At 65.0% G+C, this 25,503-nt stretch carries 25 protein-coding genes; 10 read left to right on the forward strand and 15 right to left on the reverse strand.

Translation table 11 applies throughout. From position 1 onward, the window contains the following. Positions 1–2 precede the first annotated feature (2 nt). Positions 3–1,568 (reverse strand): 4-hydroxyphenylacetate 3-hydroxylase N-terminal domain-containing protein, encoded by a 1,566-nt coding sequence (locus tag ACZ7GB_RS00675; protein WP_078519236.1) that lies wholly within the window; start codon positions 1,566–1,568, stop codon positions 3–5. Between the two features lie 159 nt (positions 1,569–1,727). Between ACZ7GB_RS00675 and ACZ7GB_RS00680 the strand changes: the two genes are divergently transcribed. From ACZ7GB_RS00680 to ACZ7GB_RS00695, 4 genes are all read left to right on the forward strand, one after another. Next, complete coding sequence (locus ACZ7GB_RS00680) at positions 1,728–2,474, forward strand: IclR family transcriptional regulator (protein WP_472157227.1); 747 nt, start codon at positions 1,728–1,730, stop codon at positions 2,472–2,474. Positions 2,475–2,603: 129 nt separating this feature from the next. Beyond that, on the forward strand, positions 2,604–3,473 hold the full coding sequence (locus ACZ7GB_RS00685; RefSeq protein WP_472157229.1) for a dioxygenase family protein: 870 nt from the start codon (positions 2,604–2,606) through the stop codon (positions 3,471–3,473). Between the two features lie 88 nt (positions 3,474–3,561). After that, on the forward strand, positions 3,562–4,743 hold the full coding sequence (locus tag ACZ7GB_RS00690; RefSeq protein ID WP_472157230.1) for a muconate/chloromuconate family cycloisomerase: 1,182 nt from the start codon (positions 3,562–3,564) through the stop codon (positions 4,741–4,743). Between the two features lie 4 nt (positions 4,744–4,747). Further along, a complete protein-coding gene (locus ACZ7GB_RS00695; RefSeq protein WP_472157232.1) occupies positions 4,748–5,383 on the forward strand; it encodes a glutathione S-transferase family protein in 636 nt (211 codons plus the stop codon). A gap of 27 nt (positions 5,384–5,410) precedes the next feature. Here the strand turns inward: ACZ7GB_RS00695 and ACZ7GB_RS00700 are convergent, their stop codons facing one another. From ACZ7GB_RS00700 to ACZ7GB_RS00725, 6 genes are all read right to left on the reverse strand, one after another. Beyond that, positions 5,411–6,298: a LysR family transcriptional regulator gene (locus ACZ7GB_RS00700; protein WP_078519240.1), complete on the reverse strand. Its 888-nt coding sequence runs from the start codon at positions 6,296–6,298 to the stop codon at positions 5,411–5,413. A gap of 115 nt (positions 6,299–6,413) precedes the next feature. Next, complete coding sequence (locus tag ACZ7GB_RS00705; protein WP_472157234.1) at positions 6,414–7,283, reverse strand: transporter; 870 nt, start codon at positions 7,281–7,283, stop codon at positions 6,414–6,416. 116 nt (positions 7,284–7,399) lie between these two features. Beyond that, entirely contained in the window at positions 7,400–8,476 is a 1,077-nt protein-coding gene (dmpG, locus tag ACZ7GB_RS00710; RefSeq protein ID WP_472157236.1) for a 4-hydroxy-2-oxovalerate aldolase, read from the reverse strand. Continuing rightward, positions 8,473–9,390, reverse strand: a complete 918-nt coding sequence (locus ACZ7GB_RS00715; RefSeq protein ID WP_472157238.1) for an acetaldehyde dehydrogenase (acetylating) — start codon at positions 9,388–9,390, stop codon at positions 8,473–8,475. The genes dmpG and ACZ7GB_RS00715 overlap by 4 nt, the downstream gene beginning before the upstream one ends. A 22-nt stretch (positions 9,391–9,412) precedes the next feature. Then, positions 9,413–10,219, reverse strand: a complete 807-nt coding sequence (gene dmpH, locus ACZ7GB_RS00720; RefSeq protein ID WP_472157240.1) for a 2-oxo-3-hexenedioate decarboxylase — start codon at positions 10,217–10,219, stop codon at positions 9,413–9,415. Continuing rightward, a complete protein-coding gene (locus ACZ7GB_RS00725) occupies positions 10,216–11,016 on the reverse strand; it encodes a fumarylacetoacetate hydrolase family protein (RefSeq protein WP_472157242.1) in 801 nt (266 codons plus the stop codon). The genes dmpH and ACZ7GB_RS00725 overlap by 4 nt, the downstream gene beginning before the upstream one ends. A gap of 249 nt (positions 11,017–11,265) precedes the next feature. Here ACZ7GB_RS00725 and ACZ7GB_RS00730 point away from each other — a divergent pair, with 249 nt between their 5' ends. The 5 genes from ACZ7GB_RS00730 to pcaD all read left to right on the forward strand — a co-directional run bounded on the left by ACZ7GB_RS00730 (position 11,266) and on the right by pcaD (position 16,369). Then, positions 11,266–12,732: a 2-hydroxymuconic semialdehyde dehydrogenase gene (locus tag ACZ7GB_RS00730; protein WP_472157244.1), complete on the forward strand. Its 1,467-nt coding sequence runs from the start codon at positions 11,266–11,268 to the stop codon at positions 12,730–12,732. An 89-nt stretch (positions 12,733–12,821) separates the two neighbouring features. Continuing rightward, positions 12,822–13,709, forward strand: coding sequence for a LysR family transcriptional regulator (locus ACZ7GB_RS00735; protein ID WP_078519246.1), 888 nt, complete (start codon positions 12,822–12,824; stop codon positions 13,707–13,709). A gap of 132 nt (positions 13,710–13,841) precedes the next feature. Continuing rightward, positions 13,842–14,201, forward strand: coding sequence for a 2-hydroxymuconate tautomerase (locus ACZ7GB_RS00740; protein WP_472157246.1), 360 nt, complete (start codon positions 13,842–13,844; stop codon positions 14,199–14,201). Between the two features lie 35 nt (positions 14,202–14,236). Beyond that, a complete protein-coding gene (locus tag ACZ7GB_RS00745; RefSeq protein ID WP_472157248.1) occupies positions 14,237–15,250 on the forward strand; it encodes a VOC family protein in 1,014 nt (337 codons plus the stop codon). Positions 15,251–15,586: 336 nt separating this feature from the next. Then, entirely contained in the window at positions 15,587–16,369 is a 783-nt protein-coding gene (gene pcaD / locus ACZ7GB_RS00750) for a 3-oxoadipate enol-lactonase (RefSeq protein WP_472157250.1), read from the forward strand. Positions 16,370–16,545: 176 nt separating this feature from the next. On the opposite strand, the gene pcaF is transcribed toward pcaD, so the two are convergent. From pcaF to ACZ7GB_RS00765, 3 genes are read right to left on the reverse strand one after another with little or no spacing between them, the layout of a single operon-like run. Then, on the reverse strand, positions 16,546–17,751 hold the full coding sequence (gene pcaF / locus ACZ7GB_RS00755) for a 3-oxoadipyl-CoA thiolase (RefSeq protein ID WP_472157252.1): 1,206 nt from the start codon (positions 17,749–17,751) through the stop codon (positions 16,546–16,548). Beyond that, positions 17,744–18,427, reverse strand: coding sequence for a CoA transferase subunit B (locus ACZ7GB_RS00760; protein ID WP_472157253.1), 684 nt, complete (start codon positions 18,425–18,427; stop codon positions 17,744–17,746). Before ACZ7GB_RS00760 ends, pcaF begins: the two co-directional genes overlap by 8 nt. After that, a complete protein-coding gene (locus tag ACZ7GB_RS00765) occupies positions 18,424–19,146 on the reverse strand; it encodes a 3-oxoacid CoA-transferase subunit A (RefSeq protein ID WP_078519252.1) in 723 nt (240 codons plus the stop codon). The genes ACZ7GB_RS00760 and ACZ7GB_RS00765 overlap by 4 nt, the downstream gene beginning before the upstream one ends. Before the next feature lie 104 nt (positions 19,147–19,250). On the opposite strand from ACZ7GB_RS00765, the gene ACZ7GB_RS00770 reads away from it, so the two are divergent. Continuing rightward, a complete protein-coding gene (locus ACZ7GB_RS00770) occupies positions 19,251–20,012 on the forward strand; it encodes an IclR family transcriptional regulator domain-containing protein (RefSeq protein ID WP_472157255.1) in 762 nt (253 codons plus the stop codon). Positions 20,013–20,015: 3 nt separating this feature from the next. Here ACZ7GB_RS00770 and ACZ7GB_RS00775 read toward each other — a convergent pair whose 3' ends face one another. The 5 genes from ACZ7GB_RS00775 to ACZ7GB_RS00795 form a co-directional block, all read right to left on the reverse strand. Further along, positions 20,016–20,777 carry a DeoR/GlpR family DNA-binding transcription regulator gene (locus ACZ7GB_RS00775; protein ID WP_472157257.1) on the reverse strand — a complete coding sequence of 254 codons (762 nt, stop codon included), beginning with the start codon at positions 20,775–20,777 and terminating at the stop codon, positions 20,016–20,018. 97 nt (positions 20,778–20,874) lie between these two features. Further along, on the reverse strand, positions 20,875–21,522 hold the full coding sequence (locus ACZ7GB_RS00780; RefSeq protein ID WP_472157258.1) for a DUF3047 domain-containing protein: 648 nt from the start codon (positions 21,520–21,522) through the stop codon (positions 20,875–20,877). A 91-nt stretch (positions 21,523–21,613) separates the two neighbouring features. After that, on the reverse strand, positions 21,614–21,868 hold the full coding sequence (locus ACZ7GB_RS00785) for a hypothetical protein (RefSeq protein WP_078519256.1): 255 nt from the start codon (positions 21,866–21,868) through the stop codon (positions 21,614–21,616). Between the two features lie 114 nt (positions 21,869–21,982). Then, positions 21,983–24,556, reverse strand: a complete 2,574-nt coding sequence (locus ACZ7GB_RS00790; protein WP_472157259.1) for an HWE histidine kinase domain-containing protein — start codon at positions 24,554–24,556, stop codon at positions 21,983–21,985. Continuing rightward, complete coding sequence (locus ACZ7GB_RS00795) at positions 24,553–25,230, reverse strand: heme oxygenase-like domain-containing protein (RefSeq protein WP_472157261.1); 678 nt, start codon at positions 25,228–25,230, stop codon at positions 24,553–24,555. The genes ACZ7GB_RS00790 and ACZ7GB_RS00795 overlap by 4 nt, the downstream gene beginning before the upstream one ends. Positions 25,231–25,503: the final 273 nt, after the last annotated feature.

Raw genomic sequence — 25,503 nt, forward strand, 5'->3', positions numbered from 1 at the left:
TCTCAGGCCTGGAAGCCGCCCTTGAGGCGGTTCACGTCCCAAGGGTTCACGAGGTCCTTCGACACCCAGCCGTCGAGGTCGTATTCGCTCATGAAATTGTCGACGAGGCCGCGCATCATATCCAGCTCGCCCGTGGCCTGAGCGGTGAACATCGTCTCCATGCGGATCGCTTCGTAATTGCCCGCATAGTTGCTCTCGTAGAGCTCGTGACGGCCGCCGAATTCCGAGCCGATCGCGTCCCAAAGAAGCTTCAGCAGTTTCACCCGGTCCACCGCGACCATCCCGTTCGAGCCGCGCACGAAGCGGTCGAGATAGGGGCGCACGTCTTCCGATTGGAAATCGAGCGTCGAGGACGGCAGGTAGATCAGGCCCGAGGCCACGTGGCGCTCGATCAGTTCCTTGATCCGGGAATAGGCCATCGGCGCGAAGACGCGATACGCCATCGCCGAGGACGATTTCGGCGCGAGATAGCCATCGGTGCCGACCCAGTCGTCGGGGTTCATGACCATCGCGTCGCTGAGGCCCCAGAACAGGTTGCGCCAGCCGATCACCTCGCCCACCGCGGTTTGCGGGCCGCGGAAGCCGCCTGCCCCGGTCGCATCCAGCGCCTTCGAGAACAGACCCGCGATGAAGTCGAGCTTCACCGCCAGACGGGTGCAGCCATGCAGCGTGAAGCGCGGCGCGAAGCCGGACGCCGGGAAGAAGCCGTTCACCTTCTCGATGTCGCCATAGAGGAACAGGTTCTCCCACGGCACGAGCACCTTGTCGAAAACGAGGATCGCGTCGTTCTCATCGAGGCGCGAGGAGAGCGGATAGTCGAAAGGCGTGCCCATGACGGCGGCGTTCAACTCGTAGGACGCGCGGGAGATCAGCTTCACGCCGGGGCTGTCCATCGGCGCGGTGAAGGTCAGCGCGAACTTCTTGTCTTTGATCGGGACGCCGTAATAGCCGATGAAGTTGTAATGCGTCAGCGCCGAGCCAGTCGCGACCACTTTCGCGCCCGAGACCACGATCCCCGCGTCGGTTTCCTTCTCGACCTGCATGAACACGTCGCCGGTCTCCTCAGCCGGCAGGTGACGGTCGATCGGCGGGTTGATGATCGCGTGGTTCCAGTAGTCGAGACGCTCCTGCGACTTGGCATACCAGTTTTTCGCGTTCTGCTCGTATTCTCCGTAATAGCCGGAATTCGCACCCAGCGTGCCAAGGAAAGCCGCCTTGTAGTCCGGCGCACGGCCCATCCAGCCATTGGCGACGCGCTGCGTCTCGGCGATGGCGTCGCGGCCTGCGATCAGGTCTTCCTTCGTCTTCGCGCCCTTGAAGAACGGGTGCGTCCAGCCGCCCGAGCCGGTATCGGTGGGCCGCCCGATCGTGTCCTTCTCGGCATGGAGCTTGTCGTACCAGCGCGCCACCATGCGCGACGAGTTGCGAAATGCCGGGTGCTTGGTGACATCCTTGACGCGCTCGCCATGGACATAGACTTCGCGGGCGTCCTGCAGGCTCTCGAGATATTCGTCACCGGTATAGGGGGTCGTGACGCCGCTCTGGGCGTCTTTCACTTGGTCTTTCATGGTTCCTCCTCCATCAGGTCGGATGAACGAGAGACATGTCCGACCTGTCCCCTTCACGGTGCCGGAGCCGGGCTGATACCGAAAGGTATCGACAAATACCGCGACTTTTTCCGGCAATACCGGAATTCTGAGGCCCGAAATCACCGCGGGAGGGTCCAGATGAAGACATTACGCAAGGTCGGGGAGCTTTTGCGCCAGTTCACCGCCGCTCAGCCGGAGCATTCGGTCACGGACCTGTCACGCGCGATCGGCAATTCCGTGAGCGGCACGCATGACCTCGTGAATGGTCTGGCCCGAATCGGATTGCTGCGAAAGGTCGAGCGGGGGCGCTATCGGCTGGGTCCGCTGGTCGCGACGCTGAACCGCGCGTTGGAGGATAGTTCCGCGCTGACGGAGGCCGCGCGGCCCGTGCTGGCGGCGCTCTGGCGCGACTATGGCGAGACGCTGCACCTGACCTTGCACGATCACGGGCGGCTTCTGGTGCTCGACGCACTGGAGGGCACGCAGGCGCTGCGGGTCTCGCGCGAGGCGCTGGGGTCTTGGATCGCGCTGCATGACAGCCCGCCGGGGATGCTGCATCTGGCGCAGTTCTCCCCGGCCCAGCTCGACGAATATCTCGACCGGCACACAAGGCCCGGTTCGCGGCTGGAGGATCGCACCCGCCTGCGCGCCGAGCTGGACGCGCTCGCACGCGACGGGTTCAACGCGGGCGCGCCGAAGGACGAGGCGGATGTGATCTGCGTCTCGGCGCTGATCCGCGACCACATCGCCCAGCCCGTCGCGGTGCTGGTCATCTCGGTCCCCCGCTCGCGCCACGAGGTCCAGCCGCGCGCCTTCCGCAATATCGCCCTGGGCGCCGCGCGGACGATTTCCGAACGCCTAGGGTATGAACTTCGTCCAAACTGAACCTTTGAGGTATTACAGGATACCGCGCACCCATCTGGCCCAAGCCGCGTGCGCCATGCAAATCTCCCCTTATCGAATTGAAGGCGCTGCCCGGAGGAGGGCCGCCCGCCGCATCCGAGGAGGAGACTTATGCGCAACGTAACCGTGGATAATGTGACCGATGTGGTCATCGACTCGCTGGGCCAGCACGCCACGCTCGAGCCGCGCCAGCGCGAGATCATGGAAAGCCTGATCAAGCATCTGCACGGGTTCTGCAAAGACGTGAACCTGACCCATGAAGAATTCCTTTATGCCTGCGACTATCTCGGCCGCGCCGGTGCGCTTTGCTCGGACAAGCGTCAGGAATTCATCCTTCTGGGCGACATTCTCGGCGTCGAAGTTCTCGTCGACATGCTCTCGAACCCGATCTCGGGCGACGAGACGGTCTCGACCGTGCTCGGGCCGTTCTTCCGCGAGAACGCTCCGGTGATGCCGAAAGGCGCCTCGACCGTTCAGAAGAACTTCGAGGGTCAGGAAACCGTCTATGTCGAGGGCCATATCCGCGACAACAAGGGCAACCCGATCCCCGGCGCGATCATCGACGTCTGGGAAGACGCGCCGAACGGTCTTTACGAGAACCACGACCCCGATCAGCCCGAATACAACCTGCGCGGCCGCTTCGAGAGCGACGAGAACGGGCATTACGCCTTCGTTGCGATCCGCCCCGTGCCCTACCCGATCCCCGGCGACGAGACCGCGGGCGAGCTGATCCGTTACATGGGCCACCACTGCATGCGCCCGGGCCATATCCACATGATGGTCACGCGCGAGGGCTACCGCCCGCTGATCTCGCAGATCTACGACGCCGATAGCGACTATCTCGACAGCGACTCGGTCTTCGCCGTGAAAGAGGACCTGATCGGCAAGTTCGAGAAGGCGCCCGAAGGTTCGGACACCGATCTGGTTCTGCGCTTCGACTTCACGCTGGGCAATCAGGCTCAGGCGATGGCCGCGGAATGATCCGAGTGGCGTAAAGAGTTCCCGGCGCCGCACGCGTGGCGCCGGATTTACCTTGAAGACCAATGACATATTTCGAAGGACAGAGCCGATGACTACGCCCGGCGTTGCGAAACTCGCAGATCATTTTCAGGGCGCGGACGCCCATGCGGGTCGCCAGATCGCGAAGATCGAGACTATGATCGTCGATTGCCCGACGACCCGGCGTCACAAGCTGTCCAACACGGAAATCAACTTCCAGTCCTATGTGATCGTGCGCGCCGAACTGGCCGACGGATCGGTCGGTTGGGGCGAGGCTTCGACGCTGGGCGGCCCCCGCTGGGCCGAGGAAAGCGTCGAGGCGATGAAGGCCAATATCGACACGTATCTGGCCCCGGCACTGGCGGGCGCGAACGCGCTCGAGTTCGAGCTGAACGCCGCCAAGATGGCCAAGGCCGCGAGCCGTAACAACGCCGCGCGCGCCGCCGTGGATGCCGCGCTCTACGACGCCGCCGGGCACTCGCTCGATCTGCCGGTCTCGGTCCTGATGGGGGGCGCGGTGCGCGACCGGATCGAGGTGATCTGGGCGCTCGCCTCGGGCGATGCCGATCAGGAGATCGAGGAAGCCGACCGCAAATTCGACGCGCGCGAGCATCGCCGCTTCAAGATCAAGCTGGGCTTCAACACGCCCGATCAGGACATGATCCGCCTGCGCAAGATCGTCTCGGCGCTGGAGGGCAAAGCCACCGAGATCATCGTCGACGTCAATCAGGGCTGGACCGAAGCGGTCGCGATCCGCTACCTGCCGCAGCTGGCCGAGATGGGCGTGTCGCTGATCGAACAGCCGCTGCGTCCCGGTCTGATTGCGGCCACCGCGCGCGTGGCCGCCCGCGCCGCGATCCCGATCATGGTCGACGAGGCCGCTTTCACCGGCCCCGATATTATCGCCAACGGCATCGCTGCAGCCGGTTCCGTCTATTCGCTGAAACTTGTGAAATCGGGCGGTCTGAACGAGATCAAGCGCGCCGCCGGGATCGCGCAGGCCTGCGGGATGGAGCTGTATGGCGGCTGCCTGATCGAAAGCGGCATCGGCGCTGCGGCGCATCTGGCCGTGTTCTCGACCCTGCCCCGGCTCGAATGGGGCTGCGAGCATTTCGGCCCGAAGATCCTGAAAACGGACCTCACCGGCGGCGAGATCCGCTTTGCCGATTTCCACGTCCATTGCCCGACCGGCCCCGGCCTCGGGATCACGGTGAACGAGGACGTGCTGGCCTCCGTCGCGCGGAAAGGCTAAGCCGATGCCGATCCTGCACTGGTCCCCGCGCTCGCCTTACGTCCGCAAAGCGATGGTCGCGCTGCATGAGAAAGGTCTGGCCGATCAGGTCGAGACCGTGCGCACCCATGCCGATCCGATGATCCCGCATGAGGGGCTGATGGCGATCAACCCGCTGTCCAAGATCCCGACGCTGGAGCTGGAGGACGGCCGCGTGCTGTTCGACAGCCATGTGGTTTGCGAATGGGCCGATCTGGAAAGCGCAGACGGCCCGCAGCTTTTCCCCGCCGCCCCCGCCGCGCGGCTCGAGGCCGAGCGCGACGAGGCGCTGGGAACGGGGCTTCTGGATGTCGCGCTGCCGTGGCTGGTGGAGCTGAAGATGCGGCCCGAGAAACAGCGGTCCGAGCAGATGCTCGCCGTCTACCGCACCAAGATGAACCGGGTTGCGGATTGGCTGGAAGGTCATGCCGCGCGCCTGACCGAGCGGCCTTTCGATATCGGACATCTGAGCATCGGCGTCGCGCTGTGCTACCTCGATTTCCGCTTCGACGGTGAGGGCTGGCGCGAGGGCCGTCCGGCGCTGGCGGAATGGCACGTGGGCTTTGCCGAACGCCCCTCCGTGCAGGCCACGACCTTCCGAGACGACCCGCGACCGGCTTAATGCATCGCTTTAACTTCGCGCCACAAACTACTGTTTGCGCGCGAATTTTCGCGTAACTTCCAAAAAGTGCATCACCTGCGGCGCGCGATTATCGAGCCGCGCATGCACGGTCAGACCGGTCCCCGGATTATAGCCCTTATAAGGCCGGAAGATCACGCCGGGGCGCTGCGTGCGCGACACCGATTGCGGAACCACCGCGATCCCCACGCCCACCGACACGAGGCTGATCGCAGATTGAAAATCCTGCGCCAGATCGACCGCCTTCGGCTTGAACCCTTCCCGCGCACAGATATCGAGCACGACATCGGCATAGCTGGGCCGGGGCTTGCGCGGATAGAGCACGAAGGTCTTATCGGCGAGGTCAGCGAAATGGATCTCGGCGCGGGTGCCGAGGTCGGAATTGTCGGGCAGCGCGAGGATCAACGGCTCGGTGCAGAGCGGCTCGCGGCGGAACTCCTCGTCGTCGAGGATCGGGCGCGCCACCGCGATGTCGATCTCCCGGCTGACCAACGCGGTGTGCAGCTCGGCATTGTTCATCGCCGAGAGCTGCAGCTCGACCTCCGGATAGAAGGATCGGTAGGATTTGATCAGCGTCGGCAGCACGCCGTGCGAAGCCGAGCCGACAAAGGCGATCCGCAGCCGCCCGCCCGCACCGGAGCCCACCATCTTCGTCTCGCGATAGGCCGCATCCAGCCGTTCGAGCAATTGCCGCGCGTGATCCTGCAACACCTCGCCCGCCTGCGTCAGCCGGATCTGGCTGCGCGAGCGGTCGAAGAGCTGCACCTCCAGCTCGGCCTCCAGCGCCGCGATCTGGCGCGACAGCGGCGGCTGCGCGATATCGAGCCGGTTCGCCGCGCGGCCGAAATGCAATTCCTCGGCCACCGCGAGGAAATATTTGAGCCGCTTGAAGTCCATTCCCACGCCTCCTCCCGTTGATACCATATAGGTCATAACGGAACCCTCCTCACTATCGCAAAAGGTATTGGATAATGCCGGGCACGAATGAGGGCTCGCGCCCGGCCGGGGAGGATCAGAAGACCTTCAGGAAACGCAGCTCCGCGACCACGTCGTTGCGGAACCCGCCATCGCTGTTCACGTCCTTGGCCAGCATCCCCTGCACCTGGACGGTCGGGGTGACGAAGGTGTTGGCATAGAGGCGGAGCTGATCGCGCTCGGTGCGCTGGCCGGTATCGGCGCCGCCCACCTTGATCTTGCCGCCGCGCTGTGAGGACAGACCGAAAGACACGGAGGTCTTCTGGCCGAATTGTTTGCGCAGATAGGCCTGCACCTGCGTGGCGGGGCTGCGCTCGATCTTCTGGCCGCTCTCCGTGTGGTCCATCGTGAAGGCCACATCGGCCATCGCGTCGAAATAGAGCCCCTGCCCGAGCCCCTGAATGAACCCGATCTGCGGCGTCAGCGTCCACGTCCCAGAGCCCGCGCTGACCTTCGCCGCTTCATACTGGCCCGTCGGGGCGGTCACGAAGGCGGTCACGCCCAGCGTTGTCCCTGTCTCTGGGTTCGACGGCTGCACCGGCCAGACCGAGAAGCCCAGCGTCAGATCGCCCACGCCCGATTTGGTCGGCTGATCGCCACCGCCGATGCGCGCAGTTTCGAAATTCACGATCGGCAGCACCGCCTGATAGAGCGCAGGCATCCCGAAGGCTTCGGAATAATGCAGCCCGCGCAGGACCATCACGTTCACCTTGGCCTTGCTGTCGGGCACTTTCGTCCCGCCGAGCTCGAACGTATCGGCGCTTTGATGCTGCAGATAAAGCAGCCCGATATTCGTGCCGGGCGGCAGGATGTTGTAATCCCCCGGAGCCACGTCGATGGCATGGGCCGGCAATGCGGCAAGCGACATCAGCGCGCTCAAAGCGAGCGCGGCGCGTTTCAGTTTCATGGATTTCCTCCCTTCGCGTTTCTCTGGTCCGGTCGCTCCGGGAGTCAGGGCTCCTCTTCCCCTACCCGGTCCGGCTTTCCGCGCGCCGTTGGGACCGACGCGCGGAAAGGATCTCGTCAGGCGCTCTCCTTCAGCAGGCCGCGTTCGCGGGCCATGGTCATCGCCGTGTCCTGGATCATGTCTTCCTGACCGCCGATCATCTTCTTGCGGCCCAGTTCGACAAGGATGTCGCGCGCCGGGATGCCGAAGCGCTCGCCTGCGCGTTTCGCGGGCAGCAGGAAGGTCGAATAGACCCCGGCAAAGCCCAGCGTCAGCGCCTCGCGGTCGGCACGCACGACGTGATCCATGAACGGGACCACGACATCCTCGGCCAGATCCATCAGCGCGAAGGTGTCCGAGCCGGTCTCGATCTCCATCCGGTCGCAGACGGCGGCCAGCACCTCGATCGGCGCATTGCCTGCGCCCGCGCCCAGCCCCGCCAGCGAAGCGTCGATGCGGGTCGCGCCCGCACCGATGGCTGCGATGGAATTCGCGATGCCGAGGCCGAGATTGTGGTGGCCGTGGAAGCCGATCTCGGTTTCGGGTTTCAGCGCATCGCGCATCATCGAGATCGCATGGGTGACCTCATGGGTCAGCATCGCACCCGCCGAGTCCGTGACATAGACGGTGTTGGCGCCATAGCTCTCCATCAGGAGCGCCTGTTCGGTCAGCCCCTCGGCCGAGTTCAGGTGCGACATCATCAGGAAGCCCGACGCATCCATCCCGAGCTTGCGCGCGAAGGCGATATGCTGCGGCGAGGTGTCGGCCTCGGTGCAGTGGGTCGCCACATGGACCGAGCGCGCGCCGCACTGATAGGCCTCTTCCAGCTCTTTCATCGTGCCGAGACCGGGGATCAGCAGCACCGAAATTGTGGCCTGTGTCACCACCTCGGCCACCGCCGAGATATATTCCGCGTTCGACGCCGGCGCGCGGCCATGCTGGATCGAATTGCCGCCCAGACCCGCGCCATGGGTGACCTGCATGTAAGGCACGCCCGCCGCGTCGAGACCCTTGGCGATCTTGACCATCATCTCGACCGGGATCTGCTCGCGCTTGGCATGCATCCCGTCGCGCAGGGACATGTCGTGCAGTTTGACCTTGCGGCCCTCGAGGCCGGATTTCACTTTCTGTTGGATCACGCTCTCTGAGGTCATTGTGCCGGCTCCAGTTTCTTGAGTTTCATCGACCCGTCGAGGATCCGTTCGGCGAACATCTCGGCGGTGCGTGCCGCCGCCGCCGTCATGATGTCGAGATTGCCCGCATAGGTCGGCAGGTAGTCGCCAAGCCCTGCGACCTCCATGAAGACCGCGACGCGATTGCCGTCGAAATCGGGGCCGTTCACCAGCTTGTAGCCGGGCACGTAGCGCTGAACCTGCGCGATCATCTCCTTGACGGATTTGGTGATCGCCGCCTGGTCCGGCTCGCCCTCGACCTCGCAATAGATCGTGTTGCGCATGATCATCGGCGGATCGGCGGGGTTGATGATCGCGAGGGCCTTGCCCTTCTTTGCGCCGCCCACCTTCTCGATCGCGTTCGAGGTGGTGAAAGTGAACTCGTCGAGGTTCGCCCGCGTGCCCGGCCCGATGGATTTCGACGACAGCGAGGCGATGATCTCGGCATATTCGACGCTCTGCACCGCGCCCACGGCCGAGACGATCGGGATCGTCGCCTGACCCGCGCAGGAGATCATGTTGACGTTCATCGGCGTCGCCTTGGCCAGATCGCCGAGGTTCACCGGCGGCACACATAAGGGGCCGATCGCGGCAGGCGTCAGGTCGACCATGAACACGCCCATCTCATTGAGCTTGCGCGAGTTCTCGGCATGGACATAGGCCGAGGTCGCGTCAAAAGCGATCTGGATACCGTCTGCCTCGACATGGGGCAGCAGCCCGTCGACACCCTCATGGGTGACCTTCAGCCCCTTGTCCTTGGCCCGCTTGAGTCCGTCAGAATTGGGGTCGATCCCAACCATCCAGACGGGCTCCAGCACCTCGGAGCGCAGCAGCTTGAACATCAGATCGGTTCCGATATTGCCCGATCCGATCAGGGCACATTTGATCTTGCGCATCTTCATCCTCCTTGGCTCGGGATCACTCGGTGAAGGTCACCGTGATCGAGCCCATCTCGTAAAATCTCGCGGTGATGGAATCGCCGGGTTTGACGGCCACGGCGGCGGTGATCGCGCCAGCCATCACGAAACTGCCCGCGGGCAGCACCTCGCCCATGTCACCCAGCACACCGACCAGCATCGCGATCGCCTCGGCGGGATGGCCCAGCACCTCGGCGCCCGCGCCGATCTGCGCGATCTCGCCGTTATGCTCCAACACGACGCCCACGGTCCGCAGGTCGAGCGCATCGGGCCGGATCATCCGCCCGCCCGGCACGAAGCGCGCCGAGCTGGAATTGTCGGCCAGCACCGATTCCAGATCAAACTTGAACCCGGTGAAGCGCGAGTCGATCACCTCCAGCGCGGGCTGGACGTAATCGGTGGCCGCCAGCACCTCGTCGCGCGTGACCTTGCCCGACAGTTCGGCATGGGTGACAAAAGCGATCTCGGCCTCGACGCGCGGGTGGATCATGTCGCTGACGGCAATCTTGGAATTCGCCGGACGCTCCATCGCGTCGGTCAGAAAGCCCACGCCGGGGGTCGAGACCCCCATCTGCGCCATCTTCGGCCTCGAAGTCAGACCCGCTTTCCAACCGATCACGCGCTCGCCCTTCTTCTCCAGATTGCGCCGCAGCGCGGTCTGGACGCGATAGGCGTCGGCGATGCTCAGATCGGGGTAATCCTCGGTCAGCTTGCGGATCGGCACCGCGTAGCGCTGCGCGGTCTCGACGCGCTCGGCCATGCGGATGATCGCTTCCTCATCGACGGTCTTCGGTTGATCGAGACTCATACCATCGCCCTCCCGGCAAAACGCATCTCGCAGGTGCCGATGCCCGCGATCTCGCAAGTGAAATGATCGCCATCCGTGACAGCCAGTAGCGGCGCCTGCGCGCCCGACAAGATGATCTCACCGGCCATCAGCGGGATCCCCAGACGCCCGAGCGTATTGGCGAGCCATGCGACCGCCATCACCGGCGAGCCTTGCACGGCCGCCCCGGCCCCTGTCGCAACCACTTCGCCGTTCTTCTCGATCACCATGCCTGCGAGGCTCAGGTCCAGATCGCGCGGATCGGCCTTGGCCTCGCCCAGCACGAACACGCCGCAGGAGGCATTGTCCGCCACGGTGTCCTGGATCTTGATCTGCCAATCTTGATACCGGGTATCGACGATCTCGAAGCACGGCGTCACATAGTCGGTCGCGCGGATCACATCCGTCACCGTCACGCCCGGCCCGATCAGGTCTTCCTTGAGCCGGAAGGCCAGCTCGCCCTCGAGGCGCGGCTGCATCAGTTTCGACAGGTCGATCGTCGCGCCGTCCTCGAACAGCATCCGCTTCGTCACCTGCCCGAAATCGGGTTGGTAGACGCCAAGCGCGTCCTGAATGGCGCGGCTGGTCAGGCCGATCTTCTTGCCGACGACCTCGTCGCCCGCCTCCAGACGCCGCTCCAGCATTCGCAACTGGATGCGATAGGCGTCCTCGATATCGCTCTCGGGTTCGAGCGCGCTGATTTTCTGGGTCGGTCGGCCCGAGCGCAGCGCGTCATAGAGCGCATCGCCCAAGCTCTCGATCTTGGTGCTGTCCAGCATATGTCCTCCGTCGCGGCCCTCATCTGCGTCGGTCTCGTGAAACCGATACGGGCTGCCTCCGGATCAAGGCTAAGACGGCGGCGCGATACGCTCCAATACTTTGACGGGCCGGGCTTGATACGGGTTTTGCATCGCGCCCCGATGCGGCATCATGCAAAAACGGTATCGCGTGCGGGATAGAAAAGCATTGGAGCGTATCGGCCGGGTTGCCTAGCTTGTCGCCCAAGAGGTGGCTCACGGGAGGACGATATGACCACGCATAAGCTCTTCATCGACGGCGAATACCGCGCCGCGCAATCGGGCAAGACCTTCGACAAGATTTCCCCCTCGACCGGCGAGAAGATCGCCGATGTGCACGAGGCGCTGGCCGAGGATGTGAATGACGCGGTGGAGGCGGCACAGGCGGCGCTGAAAGGCCCCTGGGGCAAGATGCCGAAGGCGCAACGCTGCGATCTGTTGATGAAGCTCGCCGACGCGATCGACGCGCGCAAGGCCGATTTCATGGAAGCGGAAGTGCAAGATACCGGCCACACGCGCGGCTTCGCCGAGAAGGTCGAGATTCCGCGCGGGGCGGCGAATTTCCGGATCTTCGCGGAGATGCTCAAGAACACGGGCGGCGAGTATTTCCACATGGATACGCCCGACGGCACGGGCGCGGCCAATCTCGAATTGCACCGCCCGAAAGGCGTGATCGGGGTGATCTCGCCCTGGAACGCACCCTTCCTGCTGATGACATGGAAAGTTGGCCCCGCGCTGGCCTGCGGCAACACGGTAGTCGTGAAACCGTCCGAGGAAAGCCCCGCCACCGCGACCCTGCTGGGCGAGATGATGAACGAGGTGGGCATCCCGAAAGGCGTCTATAACGTCATCCACGGCTTCGGGCCGGAAAGCGCGGGCGAATTGCTGACCCAGCATCCGGGCGTCAACGGCATCACCTTCACCGGCGAGACCCGCACCGGCGAGGCGATCATGAAACAGGCCGCGGTGGGTCTGCGCGATGTGTCGTTTGAACTCGGCGGCAAGAACCCCGCCATCGTCTTTGCCGATGCGGATATGGACAAGGCGATCGAGGTCACGATGCGCTCGTGTTTCGCCAATACCGGGCAGGTCTGTCTGGGCACCGAGCGGATTTATGTCGAACGCCCCGTCTTCGAGGAATTCGTCAGCCGTCTGAAAGCGGGGGCGGAAGCTCTGATCCAAGGCGGCCCGGATACCGACGGCGCGACCATCGGCCCGCTGATCTCCGCCGAACATCGCGAAAAGGTGCTGAGCTATTACAAAAAGGCCGCCGATCTGGGCGCGCAGATCATCACCGGCGGCGGCGTGCCGGACTTCGCGCAGGGCGATTATCGCCAAGGGGGCTTTTTCGTCGAACCGACCATCTGGACCGGACTGCCCGAGGACAGCCCCATCGTGCGCGAGGAAATCTTCGGCCCCTGCTGCCACATCCAGCCCTTCGACAGCGAGGACGAGGTGATCGCGATGGCCAATGACACCAATTACGGGCTGTCGGCCACGATCCTCACCGAAAACCTCAGCCGCGCGCATCGCGTCGGCGGGCAGATGGAGGCGGGCCTCGTCTGGGTCAATTCGTGGTTCCTGCGCGACCTGCGCACGGCCTTCGGTGGCTCGAAATCCTCCGGGATCGGGCGCGAAGGCGGGGTGCATTCGCTCGAATTCTACACCGAGCGGACGAACCTCTGCCTCAAGCTGTGAGCGTCCTCCCTCGTCTCAAGGCTTGTGCGCGCGTCCCGGCTTGCCCGGGGCGCGCGTTCGCGTAACTGTGGACGCGGAAAGGGAATGTCATGAACCTGCGCCAGCTTCGCTATTTCATCGCCGTGGCCGAGGAGCTGCATTTCGGTCGCGCGGCCGAGCGGCTGCATGTCTCCCAGCCGCCGATCACCCGCCAAATCCAGGCGCTGGAGGAACAGCTCGGCGCGCAGCTTTTCAACCGTACGCCCCGCGGTGTGGAGCTGACGCAAGCGGGGGCGTTGTTTCTCGATGAGGCGCGCAATATCGCGGCGCTGCTCGATCAGGCGGCGGACCGGGTGCATCGGGCATCCGAGGGCGGGCTTGGCCGGATCGACATCGCGATCTTCGGCACCGCGATCCTCAGCTTCATCCCGCGCATCATCCTCGAATTCAAACGCCGCTACCCGGATGTGAAAGTGGTGATGCATGCGCTCGACAAGCTGGCGCAGATCGAGGGGCTGCAGAACCGCTCGATCGATCTGGGCTTCAACCGGATGCTGACGCCGGTGCCGGGTCTGGCGATCGAGGAGCTGGCCTCGGAGCCGCTCTATATCGTCGTGCCCGATCCGGGGCCTTTCGCGGATCGCGAGAGCGTCGCGCTGTCGGAACTGGCGCGCGAACCGATGATGCTGTTTCCCGCCAGCCGCGCGCAGGGGTTCGTCGAGAAGGTCACGGGGCTCTGCCACGAGGCGGGGTTCGCGCCCAATGTCGCGCAGGTCGTGGGCGACGGCTTTACCGCGATGGCGCTGGTGGCGGCGGGGTTCGGCGTCTCGGTCGTTCCGCAATCGATCACATCGGTCATCATGGAAGGCGTGAAATGCCTGCCTATCAGCGATGTGAGCGAGACCGCGCGGGTCGATATCTCCTGCATCTCGCGAGAGGGTGACACGTCCCCGATCGTCGCGAACTTCCTCGAAGTCGCACGTAGTTTAAGTCAATAAATTCCGTCACTTGAGAAACGTTTCTCATGTGACAGACCGGACGCGATCCGGGTGCTGCATCATGCCATATGACGGGTTTCCTCTTACCCGGAGCGATGCGCCTTCGGTATCGCAACCCGGACTAAATGGTATTTGATCGTATCGCCTTTTCTGCCCCAATCTCGGTCCACGGACACGCCGAGGAGGCCCCGACACGCGGGGAATGAGGGCGCGTCCCGAGACAGAGGAGCCGTCATGCCGGTAATCCAGATCAACCTTATGGAAGGCCGCACCGAGGCGCAGAAAGAAGCGCTGATGCGCGAGGTCACGCGCGCGACGGTCGAGACGCTGGGCGTCAAGCCGCAGGCCGTTCGGATCATGCTCAACGAGCTGCGCTCGGGCCATTACGCGGTCGCGGGCGAGCCGAAATATGCCGAAGCGAGCGAGCAACCCGCCGCCGCCTCGAACGGCACAGCCCCGACCAACGGCCACGAGAAGGCCCCCGCAAACTGACCGCATTCACCTTATCGAGCTTTAGGGAGGACACCATGAGCTTTCAGGAACAGATCCACGATATCGCGCAGCTTGCCTGCATCGAACTTTTCACCCCCAAATTCGAGGAAAGCTTCTGGTTCTTCCACGACGTTCTGGGCATGACGCCGACCGAGGATGACGGCAAATCCTGCTATCTGCGCGGCTACGAGGACCGCTATCACCACTCGCTGAAGCTGACCCGCTCGGACAAGGCCGGGATTGGCATGGTGGGCTGGCGCGCCTCCTCGCCGCAGGCGCTGGAGCGCCGCGTGGCCGTGCTCGAGGCCTCGGGCAATCCGGGCAAATGGGTCGAGGGCCACAAGGGTTACGGCCGCGCCTATGAATTCACGACGCCGGACGGCCACAAGCAGCACCTGTTCTGGGAGGTCGAGTATTACGAGGCCCCGGCAGAGCTGAAATCGAAGCTGCTCTCGCGCGCCCAGAAGCGTCCTCTGCGCGGGGTGCCGGTGCGTCGTCTCGATCACGTCAACCTGCTCTGCTCGGACGTGACCAAGAACGGCAAGTTCCTGCAGGACAATCTCGGCTTCCTCAAGCGTGAGAACGTGGTCTTCGGCGGCTCGGACGAGCTGGCCGCGTGGTTCTCGGTCAACCCGCTCGTGCATGAGGTCGCCTTCACCAAGGATCAGGCTGGCCCCGGCAACCGTCTGCACCATGTCGCTTTCTGGTATGGCAATCAGGGCCAGATGCTCGACCTCGCCGACATCCTGCAGGAATACGATGTCACGATCGAGGCGGGCCCGGCGAAGCACGGCGTCTCGCAGGCCTATTTCATGTATGTCTACGAGCCCGGCGGCAACCGTATCGAGCTGTTCGGCGACACCGGTTACCTGATCTTCGATCCGGACTGGAAAACCCTGACCTGGGACGAAAGCAACTTCTTCAACGGGGGCGGCGTCTGGTTCGGCGGCGAGCTTCCGCAGGACTTCTTCGTCTATGGCACGCCCATCGTCGAGGCCGCGATGGCCGAGGCGGAGACCAAGGACGAAGTGGCCGAGCCGGCCGAGTAATTCCTCTCCGCAGTTTCGGAGGCTGGCCATCCCCTCGGGGGTGGCCTTTTTCGTTTTGGGGCGGAAAGGGCCGCGCCCGACCTCGGGTGGGCGCTGTACGCGCTCTGTGGCTTGGCGCTTTATCTCGCAAGCCCGTAGACTGGTTATACCCGCGACGCCCTCGCCAATGCGCCCTCCCGGGGGGAGGTCGGGCGCGGCCCGGGGCTGGTCGCCCCGCGCCAAGGAGATCCCGCCACCTCCGCATAAGGTATCACCGAGGTAACCCCCGATACCTCCGCGGTATGTTTTCCTTCCCCCGTCCCGTGCGCTACAACCTCCCGCAAAGAGGAGGCTTTCATGCACGCACTGACCCATGACGGGGTGACGCTCCACATTCTCGACCAGGGCCCGCGCGACGGCCGTGTGGTGATGTTCGGCAATTCGCTCGGCAGCGATCTGCGGCTCTGGGAGGCGCTGATCCCGCATCTGCCCGAGGGTCTGCGGCTGATCCGCTTCGACAAGCGCGGGCATGGGCTGAGCGATTGCCCGCCCGGCCCCTACAGCATCGAGGACCTCTCGGACGATGCCGCCGCGATCTGCGATGCGCTCGGGCTGCGCGATGTGACCTTTATCGGCCTCTCGATCGGCGGGCTGATCGGACAGAGCCTCGCCGCGCGCCGCCCCGATCTTCTGCGCGCGCTGGTCCTGATGGACACCGCCGCCAAGATCGGCACGCCCGAGATGTGGAACGAGCGGATCGCTAATGTGCGCCGCGACGGCATCGCAAGCATCTCCGACGCGATCCTCGCACGCTGGTTCGCGCCCGGTTTCGCCGAGTCCCACCCGGCGGAGTTCACGCTTTGCCGCAACATGCTCGAACGTGGGCCCGACGAGGGCTATGCGGGCTGCTGCGCGGCGATTGCCGGGGCCGATCAGACCGAGGCGACGCGGGCGCTGACGCTGCCAGTGATGGCGATGACGGGTGCGGATGACGCCTCGACCCCGCCCGATCTGGTGCGCGGCACGGCGGAGCTGTGCGGCGCCGAGTTCCACGAGATCGCGAAAGCGGGCCACCTGCCCTGTTACGAGCAGCCCGAGGCCGTCGCGGCGCTGTTGAAGGCGTTCTTGGACAAGACCTGAGCCAAGCAGGGCGCGCGCCGATCCGTGGGATGGCGCGCGCCCCTTGTCCGCTAAAGCGATTGATGCCCGCCACGCCCCTCCATCATTGAGGCGGCGTGCCCGGCTGCAGATGCGCCAGCCCGTCGGGACGGACCGGCGCGCGCCCTGCGCCTTCGGCGCGTACCGGGCGCAGCTCTCTACACCGCTTCCAGCGCCACGGCGATGCCCTGCCCCACGCCGATGCACATCGTGGCGAGCGCCCGTTGGCCCTTGCGGCGCACCAGCTCCAGCGCCGCCGTGCCGGTGATCCGCGCGCCCGACATGCCCAGAGGATGCCCCAGAGCGATCGCGCCGCCATTGGGGTTCACACGGGCATCGTCATCCGCAATACCGAGATCGCGCAGCGTGGCCAGACCTTGGCTGGCGAAGGCCTCGTTCAGCTCGATCACGTCGAAGGCGTCCTGAGACAGCCCCAGCCGCGCCATTAGCTTCTTGGACGCAGGCGCAGGCCCGAAGCCCATGATCCGCGGCGGCACGCCAGCTGCGGCCCCGCCGGAGATTTTCACCAGCGGCGTCAGCCCGTGTTTGCGCACGGCGTCCTCGGAGGCGATGATCAGCGCCGCAGCCCCGTCATTCACGCCCGACGCGTTGCCCGCCGTGACCGTGCCGTCAGGCCGCACGATGGGACGCAGTTTGGTCAAAGCCTCCAGCGTGGTGCCGGGGCGCGGATGTTCGTCACTGTCGACCACGACCGGATCGCCCTTGCGCTGCGGGATCGTGACCGGGGTGATCTCCTCGGCCAGACGGCCCTCTTCCATCGCCTTGGCCGCAGCCTCCTGCGAGCGCAGCGCGAAGGCGTCCTGATCTTCGCGGCTCACGCCGAAATCATCGGCCACGTTCTCCGCCGTCTCGGGCATCGAGTCGACGCCATGAGCGTCTTTCATCAGCTTGTTCACGAAGCGCCAGCCGATGGTCGTGTCATAGACCGCATTGGCGCGGCTATAGGCGGCCTCGGCCTTGGGCATCACGAAGGGCGCGCGCGACATGCTCTCGACGCCGCCCGCGATCATCAGATCGGCCTCGCCCGCCTTGATCGCGCGGGCGGCGGTGACGATGGCATCCATGCCCGAACCGCAAAGCCGGTTGATCGTGGTCCCCGGCACGTTCACCGGGAGACCCGCGAGCAGCGCCGACATGCGGGCCACGTTGCGGTTGTCCTCGCCCGCCTGATTGGCGCAGCCAAATATCACATCCTCGACCGCCTCCCAATCGACGCCGGTGTTGCGCGCCATCAGGGCTTTCAAGGGGATCGCCCCCAGATCGTCGGCACGGACAGGCGCCAGCGCGCCGCCGAAACGGCCGATCGGGGTTCGGATATAGTCGCAGATATAAGCGTCACGCATCGGCCAACTCCTCGGGACAGATCAGGTCACCCACCTCGCCCTCGACATGGAGGGTCGCGCCGGTGACGGCTTGCAGCTCCTCCATCGATATCGCGGGGAGCTTTTCGCGCAGGACGAAGCGGCCATCCACCACGTCCACCACGGCGAGCGACGTATAGACGCGGGTCACGCAGCCCACACCGGTCAGCGGGAAGGTGCAGGCCTCGACCAGCTTCGGCTGGCCCTTCTTGGTGACGTGGTCGGTGATGATGGCCACGCGCTTGGCCCCGTGCACGAGGTCCATCGCCCCGCCCACGGCCGGCACGCCTTTCGGCCCGGTCGACCAGTTCGCCAGATCGCCCGTTTCGGCCACCTGATAGGCGCCGAGGATCGCCACGTCGAGATGCCCGCCGCGCACCATCGCGAAGCTGTCGGCATGGTGGAAGAAGGCGGTGCCGGGCTTCAGCGTGATCGCCTTTTTCCCGGCATTGATCAGGTCCCAGTCTTCCTGACCGGGCTCGGGTGCGCGGCCAAAGCCCAGCACGCCGTTTTCCGTGTGGAAGATCGCCTCGCGGCCTTCGGGCTGGAACCGCGCGACCATCTCAGGAAAGCCGATCCCTAGGTTCACATAGGCGCCGTCCTCGATGTCCTGGGCGGCGCGCCAGGCGATCTGTGCATTGCTCAGTTTCTGGGTCATGGGTGATGGGCTCCGGCGCGGTTCAACTCTTCTTCCTGGGCGGGGTTGGCGACCTCGATGATCGCATCCACGAAGATCCCCGGGGTGACGATGACTTCCGGGTCGATCTCGCCCGGCTCCACCGCTTTCGTGACCTGCACGACGACCTTTTCTGCCGCCGTCGCCATCAGCGGCGAGAAGTTCCGCGCGGCCATCCGGTAGGTCAGGTTGCCAAGCGCGTCGCCCTGCTCGGCCTTGATCAGCGCGTGATCGGCCTTGAGCCAGCGCTCCATCACGTAGTCGCGGCCATCGAATTGCTGCACCGGCTTGCCCTCGGCCAGATCGGTGCCGACGGAGGTCGGCGTGAAGAAGCCGGGGATGCCCGCGCCGCCTGCGCGGATACGTTCGGCCAGCGTGCCTTGGGGCACCAGTTCCAGCTCGATCTCGCCCGCAAGGTAGCGTTCCGTAAACACCGTCGGATCGGCCGAGCGCGGGAAGGAGCAGATCATCTTCTTGACCATGCCCTGCTCGATCATCGCCGCGATGCCGACATGGCCGTTGCCCGCGTTGTTGTTGATCACGGTCAGCCCCTTGGGCGAGCCGGTTTCGAGAAAGCGGTCGATCAGGGCGTGGATCAGTTCGATCGGGGCCCCCGAGCCGCCAAAGCCGCCGATCATCACCGTGGCGCCGTCTTGAATATCGGCCACGGCCTCGGTCAGCGAGGAAAGTCTCTTGTCCATTTGCGGTCCTCCTGAGGCCTCGGATTTAGACCTGCGTGGAGCGGCTTTCCACGGATTTCGTGCGCATCTTGACATTTGTTCGCATCGCGAGAAAACCTGTTCGCATGTTGAACAAACCGACCGATTTCATCGCCTCTTTCGCGAAAGGCCTGCGCGTCATCGAATGTTTCGGAGCGGAGACGCCACGGCTCTCGATTGCCGAGGTGGCGCAGGCCACCGGCTTCGACCGGGCCACCGCGCGGCGCTGCCTGCTGACGCTGAACGCGGATGGTTACGCGGAATACGACGGCAAGTTCTTCACGCTCACGCCGAAGGTCTTGCGGCTCGGGATGGGGGCGCTGGCCTCGCTGCCGCTGCCGCAGATCGTGCAGCCGTGGCTCGATCAGCTGACGGATCGGATCGGGCAAAGCTGCTCGGTCTCGATCCTCGACGGCACCGAGATCGTCTATCTCGCGCGGGCGGCGCAGCGGCGGGTGATGTCGATCGGGTTGATGCCGGGGTCGCGGCTGCCCGCGCATTGCACCTCTATGGGGCGCGTGCTGCTCGCCGCTCTTCCCCCGGAGGAGGCGCGCGCCGCGGTGGAGGCGTCGGACCTGACGCCGCGTACGGCTTACAGCCTCACCGATCCGGGCGAAATCCTCGCGCGCATAGATCAGGTGCGCCGCGAGGGTTACGCGGTGATCGATCAGGAGGTGGAGATCGGGCTGCGCTCCATCGCGGTGCCGCTTTACGACATGCACGGGCGGGTCGTGGCCGCGCTCAACACCGGGATGGCCGCGAGCGCCGATCCGGCGGAGAGCCTGATCGAGACCTATCTGCCGGAACTCACGCGGGTGCAGACGGGGCTGAGGCGGGTGCTGCGCTGAGCTTCACTCCGCGACGGTGATCTCGGTGTCCCATTGCGCGCAAAGCGCCATGAGCGCGTCCGGCAAGGGCTTGTCGATGAAAACCCGGTCGATATCGGAGAGCGAGGCAAGCCGCACCGGCGCGGAGCGTTCCAGCTTCGACGCGTCGGTCACCAGAAAGCTCTGCCGCGCCTGCCGCAAGATCCGGCGGCTCACGCGGACCTCGGCCAGATCGTAATCGAGCATGTCGCCGTCGGAATCGAGCGCCGACGTCCCGATCACCGCGAAATCGGCTTTGAACTCGCCCATGAAATCCGCCGTCAGGTCGCCGACCAGCCCGCCATCCGAGCGGCGCAGGTTGCCACCCGCCACGAGGATATCGCAGCTCTCATTGGCCAGCAGGATATTGGCGACGTTGATGTTATTCGTGACCACGGTGATGTTGCGATGATGCAGAAGCTCGCGCGCCACCGCCTCGGTCGTGGTGCCCAGCGTCAGCACGATGGAGCTGTTATCCGGGATCGCCTGCGCGCAGGCCCGCCCGATCGCCGCTTTCGCCGCCTCGTTCATCCGGCGGCGCTCTTCATAGGCGAAATTCACCACGCCGGTGCGGATCACCGCGCCGCCATGCACGCGCTCCAGATGGCCCGCTTCGGAGAGCTCCGTCAGGTCGCGCCGGATCGTCTGGACCGAGACATTGAAGCGTTCGGCCAAGGCTTCGACCACGACACGCCCCTCGTCGCGCGCGATCTCGAGAATTTCGGACTGTCGGAAATTGAGCGCCATCCTGCCCCCCCTTTTGGGTCTTGCTGCCACAGGTTACCGGCAAAGTCATGTCTTGGCAGTGTTTTTGTGTGAAATCACCGGAGGCAAGGCCGCGCGGTCAGTTCAGGCTCAGCCCCTCGATCCGGGCGCGGATCGCGCTGTCGGTGTCGTCGCTGTCGCCCGACAGCGCCAGCCCCACAAGCTGCGTCGGCTGCCCTCCGAAAGCGCGCTGGTAGTCGCGCGCCAGATCGACGCTCTCGGAATGCGTGCCGGTGCCCGCCGGGCGTAGCACCACAGTCTTGCCGCGCGCGCCCAGATAGGGCGAAGGCAGCAGCGCCCCGCGCCCATGCTTGCCGCCCCAGACATACATCAGCACGCGCGCCTCCTTTACCGCCAGAAGCTTGCGGATGCTGGCCCCTTCATTGGCGCGGGCGACGGCCTCGGGCATGAAGACGAAATAGAGCGACAGATCGCGATCATCCCCGCCCTTGCGGTCGAGCGGCGTCGGCGGAACGCTCTGGCTGACCGACCACTGCCACGCGGCCTTGCGCGTGCCCCAATCTGCGCGCGGCAACGCCCGCCAGATCAGCGAAACCGAGCCGTCCGAGCGCATCGCGACGCCATCGCGCGATTGCTGCCAGTCGTTGGAGGAGAACAGCGAAAACCGCTGTTCGGTCCAGCCGCCGAAGATCGACGCCGGGGCGAGGCTCGGCATCAGCGCAGCGCAAAGGTTTGATACGAGAAAGGCGATCGACAGGCGGCGCATGGCGCTCTCCTCTTGCTTGGGTGACAGGGCTACGCAAAGGACCGCCGCGCCGGATCACTCGGCCCGGGCCGCGCGCATAGACCCACGACCGTCACTGAAGGCTGTCGAGGCGCAGTACCGCTTTCAGATCCTCCATCGTGGCACGGACGATGTCGGCATTCTCGCTCAGCCCATCGCAAATCCCGAGTGCCGCCTGATCCTCGCAAAATCGCGGCAGGAGGCGGGCGCTGGAGGCGCAGACGCTGGCGACATTCCCGAGCGTGTGCAGCGCCGCGCGGAGCTTCGCGATTTCGTCCTCGGTAAAATCGGCCCGGCTGCCGCCGACCGTGTTGGCACTCACATTCATGGCGACCCCCGTTTGCCCAGTCCCGCGGGGTCAGAATTATCACGGAAACTTACATGCCAGATACGTCAAATCGTTATTGGACCGTCAGATATGATCGAAGTTCTGTGCGTAGGGTCACGCAATTGCGTTTTGCAAAGCCTCTCTGAGCGAGTCGGAGGAGAAGGGTTTCTGGACGACCGTGCAGGGCGGGTAGATTGCCAGCAGGTCAGGCGCAGACCCGTAGCCCGTGGCCAGCACGAAGGGCACGCCCATCTTGTGCAACCGTTCGGCAACCGGCACGGATTGCTCGTCCCCGAGATTGACGTCGAGCACGGCGAAATCGGGTCGCGCGCCGTCCAGCCATGTCAGCGCGCCTTCCACCGAGGAGGTGATCTTGACGTCGCGCGCGCCCAGATCCTCCAGCACGCCGGCGGCATCCATCGCGATGATGAGCGTGTCTTCCAGCACCAGCCCCTGCCCCGACAGGCGGAATGCGGCGCCGGTCTGCGCGGCGGGTGCGGCCGCAACGTCTCCCTCCGTGCCGGGCTGATCGATCAGCTCCGCGATCGTGGTCGGCGGGATGCGGAATTGCGCCTCCACCCCGGTCATCTTGTAGGAAATCTCGGCATCGCCGCGCAGCTCGTGCGGGATCGAGTTCTCGATGATGATCGACCCGAAGCCGCGCCGTTTCGGCGGGGTGACGGGCGGACCGCCGCGCTCTTTCCAGTCGATCAGCAGACCGCCGCTGTGATCGGTGGAGAGCGCGATCTCGACGCGCCCGCCACTGTCGCACAGCCCGCCATATTTGATCGAATTCGTCGCCATCTCGTGCAGCACGAGCGCCAGCGTCGTATAGGCCTGCGGCGAGATCAGCGCATCGGGCCCGGTGATGATCACGCGCTCGGCCTTGCGGTCGGCATAGGCCGCGAATTCGCATGAGATCAGCCCATGCAGCGAGGCGGGCTCCCAATGCTCGGCCGTCAGCTGGTCATGCGCCCGCGCCAGCGCCTGAATGCGCCCGTCGAGATTGTCGGTGAACTCTTCGAGCGAGCGCGCCGAGCTGCGCGACTGCGCCAGCAGCCCGCGCATCAGGTTGAGGATATTGCGCACCCGGTGGTTCAGCTCCGAGATCAACAGTTCCTGATGCTCCTGCGCGCGCTTGCGCTCGGCCGAGGTCGCGTCGGTGATCTTGAGGAAGATCTCCAGCAGCACCGTGCGCAGCAGTTCCGCTGCGTGGCATTGCTGGTTCGTCCAGGGGGCCGAGCGCCCGGTGACCGTCTCGCGCCAGACCTCGAAGCTCTTGCGCGGCGTGAGCCGCACGCCGTTCGGGCCAAGCTGCGCGGGTTTCGTCGGATCGCCCGCCCATTCGACCGTATCCGCGATCTGGCGGCGGAAAAGCACGAGATAGTCGCGCGGCCGTTTCGAGATCGGAATCGCAAGCAGCCCCGCCGCACGTTCCGGGAAGTCGCGGGCCGGTTCATGAGCGCGGCCCAGCTGATCGGTCGCGAAGGTCGAGGACCCGATTGACCGGTCCAACATCCGCGCGATCCCCGCGAATTCCTCCTTGGTCGGCGTCGTACCGGTCGCGCTGAATTCCTCGTTCTCATAAAGGACGAGCCCGTCATGCGGGATCACCAGACGGATCTCGTCGGAGACGGCCATCAGGCTTTCCGACAGCGCCTTGCCATCGGCCATATGCCCCATCAGCGTGCGTTGCAGGCTGGCCGTATCGGATTGCGCCTGCTTGCGCTCCCCATCCTCGAACTTGCTGAGTTCATAGGAAAACATATGGGCATACATTTCGATCGCGGTGCGCAGCTCGTAGTCGATGTAGCGCGGTTGACTATGGTGGCAGGCGAACAGCCCCCACAGCTCACCATCGCGCATGATCGAGACCGACATCGAGGCCCCGACGCCCATGTTGCGCAGGTATTCGATATGGATCAGTGAGACCGCCCGCGTCACCGCCAGCGACATATCGAGCGGCTGCCCGTTCAGATCGACCCCGGGCAGCACCGGCGCACCGGGATCGTCCACATCCGCGATCAACCGCAGCAGCGCGCGTTTATACAGCGCGCGCGCCTGCACCGGGATATCGCTGGCCGGGAAGCGCAGCCCGTCATAGAGGCGCTGCTGGTCCTTGCGGGTCTCGGCGATGACCTTGCCCGATTGATCGGGCTGAAACTGGTAGATCATCACGCTGTCGAAGCCCGAGAGCGCCTGCAGTCCCATCGCCGCATCGCGCGCAAGCCGCTCCAGCCCCCGGTCGCGACGCAGGCGCGCGATCTGCGGGTAGACATCGGTCATCACATCGCGTCCGCGCGCCTCCAGCTTCGGCTCGAATTCGACAACGAGATACGGCCCCGACGCATGCAGCGAGACGTCGAAACTCTTCCCATTCGCTTTCAGTACCACACCGAACAGCCGCACCGCCGTCTCGCCGCCCTCTGCCGTGCGCAGGCTCGCGCGGATCCGGTCGAACCCATCCGAGACGATCAGATCGGCCAGTGGGCGGCCAAGCGCCTCCTCACAGGCCATGCCGAGGATCTCCTCGAGATTGCTCGAGGCATGTTGCACGATCCAGTCGCTCGAGAGCGCCAGAAGCGCTCCGTAGCTCTGGACCCGACCAAGCTGGTGGATCGGCTCGCGGTCGCAATCGGTCAGATCGACGGGGCGCTGGCTGGGGGCGGGGCTGGTATCGGACGTCACGTCGGCTCCTTGGGCGTCAAATCGGTGTCTGTCGCGATCCTGCCGGGCCGCGGATGGTCACTGGAATTGGAGGCAAGCGCTGGTGCGAGAGCGTCGGACGTTGTGCCCGCCCCCTGCGCCTGCACAGCCTGCGCGAAAAGATGGAAGCCCCGTATCGCATCGGCGACGATACGGGCTGCGCGCGGGTCTGCGGGGCTGAGCGCGTCGAGCGTCGCGCAATGCCGTTTCCATAGCGCCCCGGCGGCAGGTGCCTGAAAATAAAGCGGTTTGGCCTCGGCCGGGGTCTCGGCGAAGACCTTACGGTCGATCACCTGCGTGCCGAGCCGCGAGCCCAGTACGAGATAGTCGACCGCCAGCGGGTCGAGCAGGCCCTGCCTGGAAATCATGTCCGGCACCGGGCGCACAGGACGGCCCAGCCGCGCCAGATCCCGGTCGAGCCGGTCGAGCAGATCGCTCAGCAATCCAGCGCAGATCGCGCCAGGGGCCGCATGGCGCGCCAACACGCCAAGTCCTGCGGCCTGCGCTGCGAGGAACCAACCCAGCTTCTGCGCCGGGGCCGCGAAGAACTGGGAGAATTGCGCCTCCCCCGCCTCATGCGCGGCGGAGGTCTCGTGTCTCAGGATTTGTCGAAAGGACACCGCATGCGAAGGCGCGGGCCTGTGAATCTTGGTCATTACAAACCCGTCTGCGGCGTGTCGTAGAAGCTGGAATATCTTCAACGCCGGAGCTCGGCAAAGGTTTCTTTGCGGGAACCAGAATTGCAGCTGCGCGGTTCGCGCGCGCGAGAAATCACAGCGCGCAGGGCCACGCGGGCCGCTCTCCGATGCGCCCTCTGCGGCCTTCTGGCCGCCCCTACAGGCCATGCTTTTGACCATTAACCTCAAATTAACCTCGCTTGCGCGACGGTTAACGCGAGGTCAACCAAGCGCGCGCCCCGTCGCCTCCCG

This window comes from Thioclava sp. PTB-PU3-1, assembly GCF_055666785.1.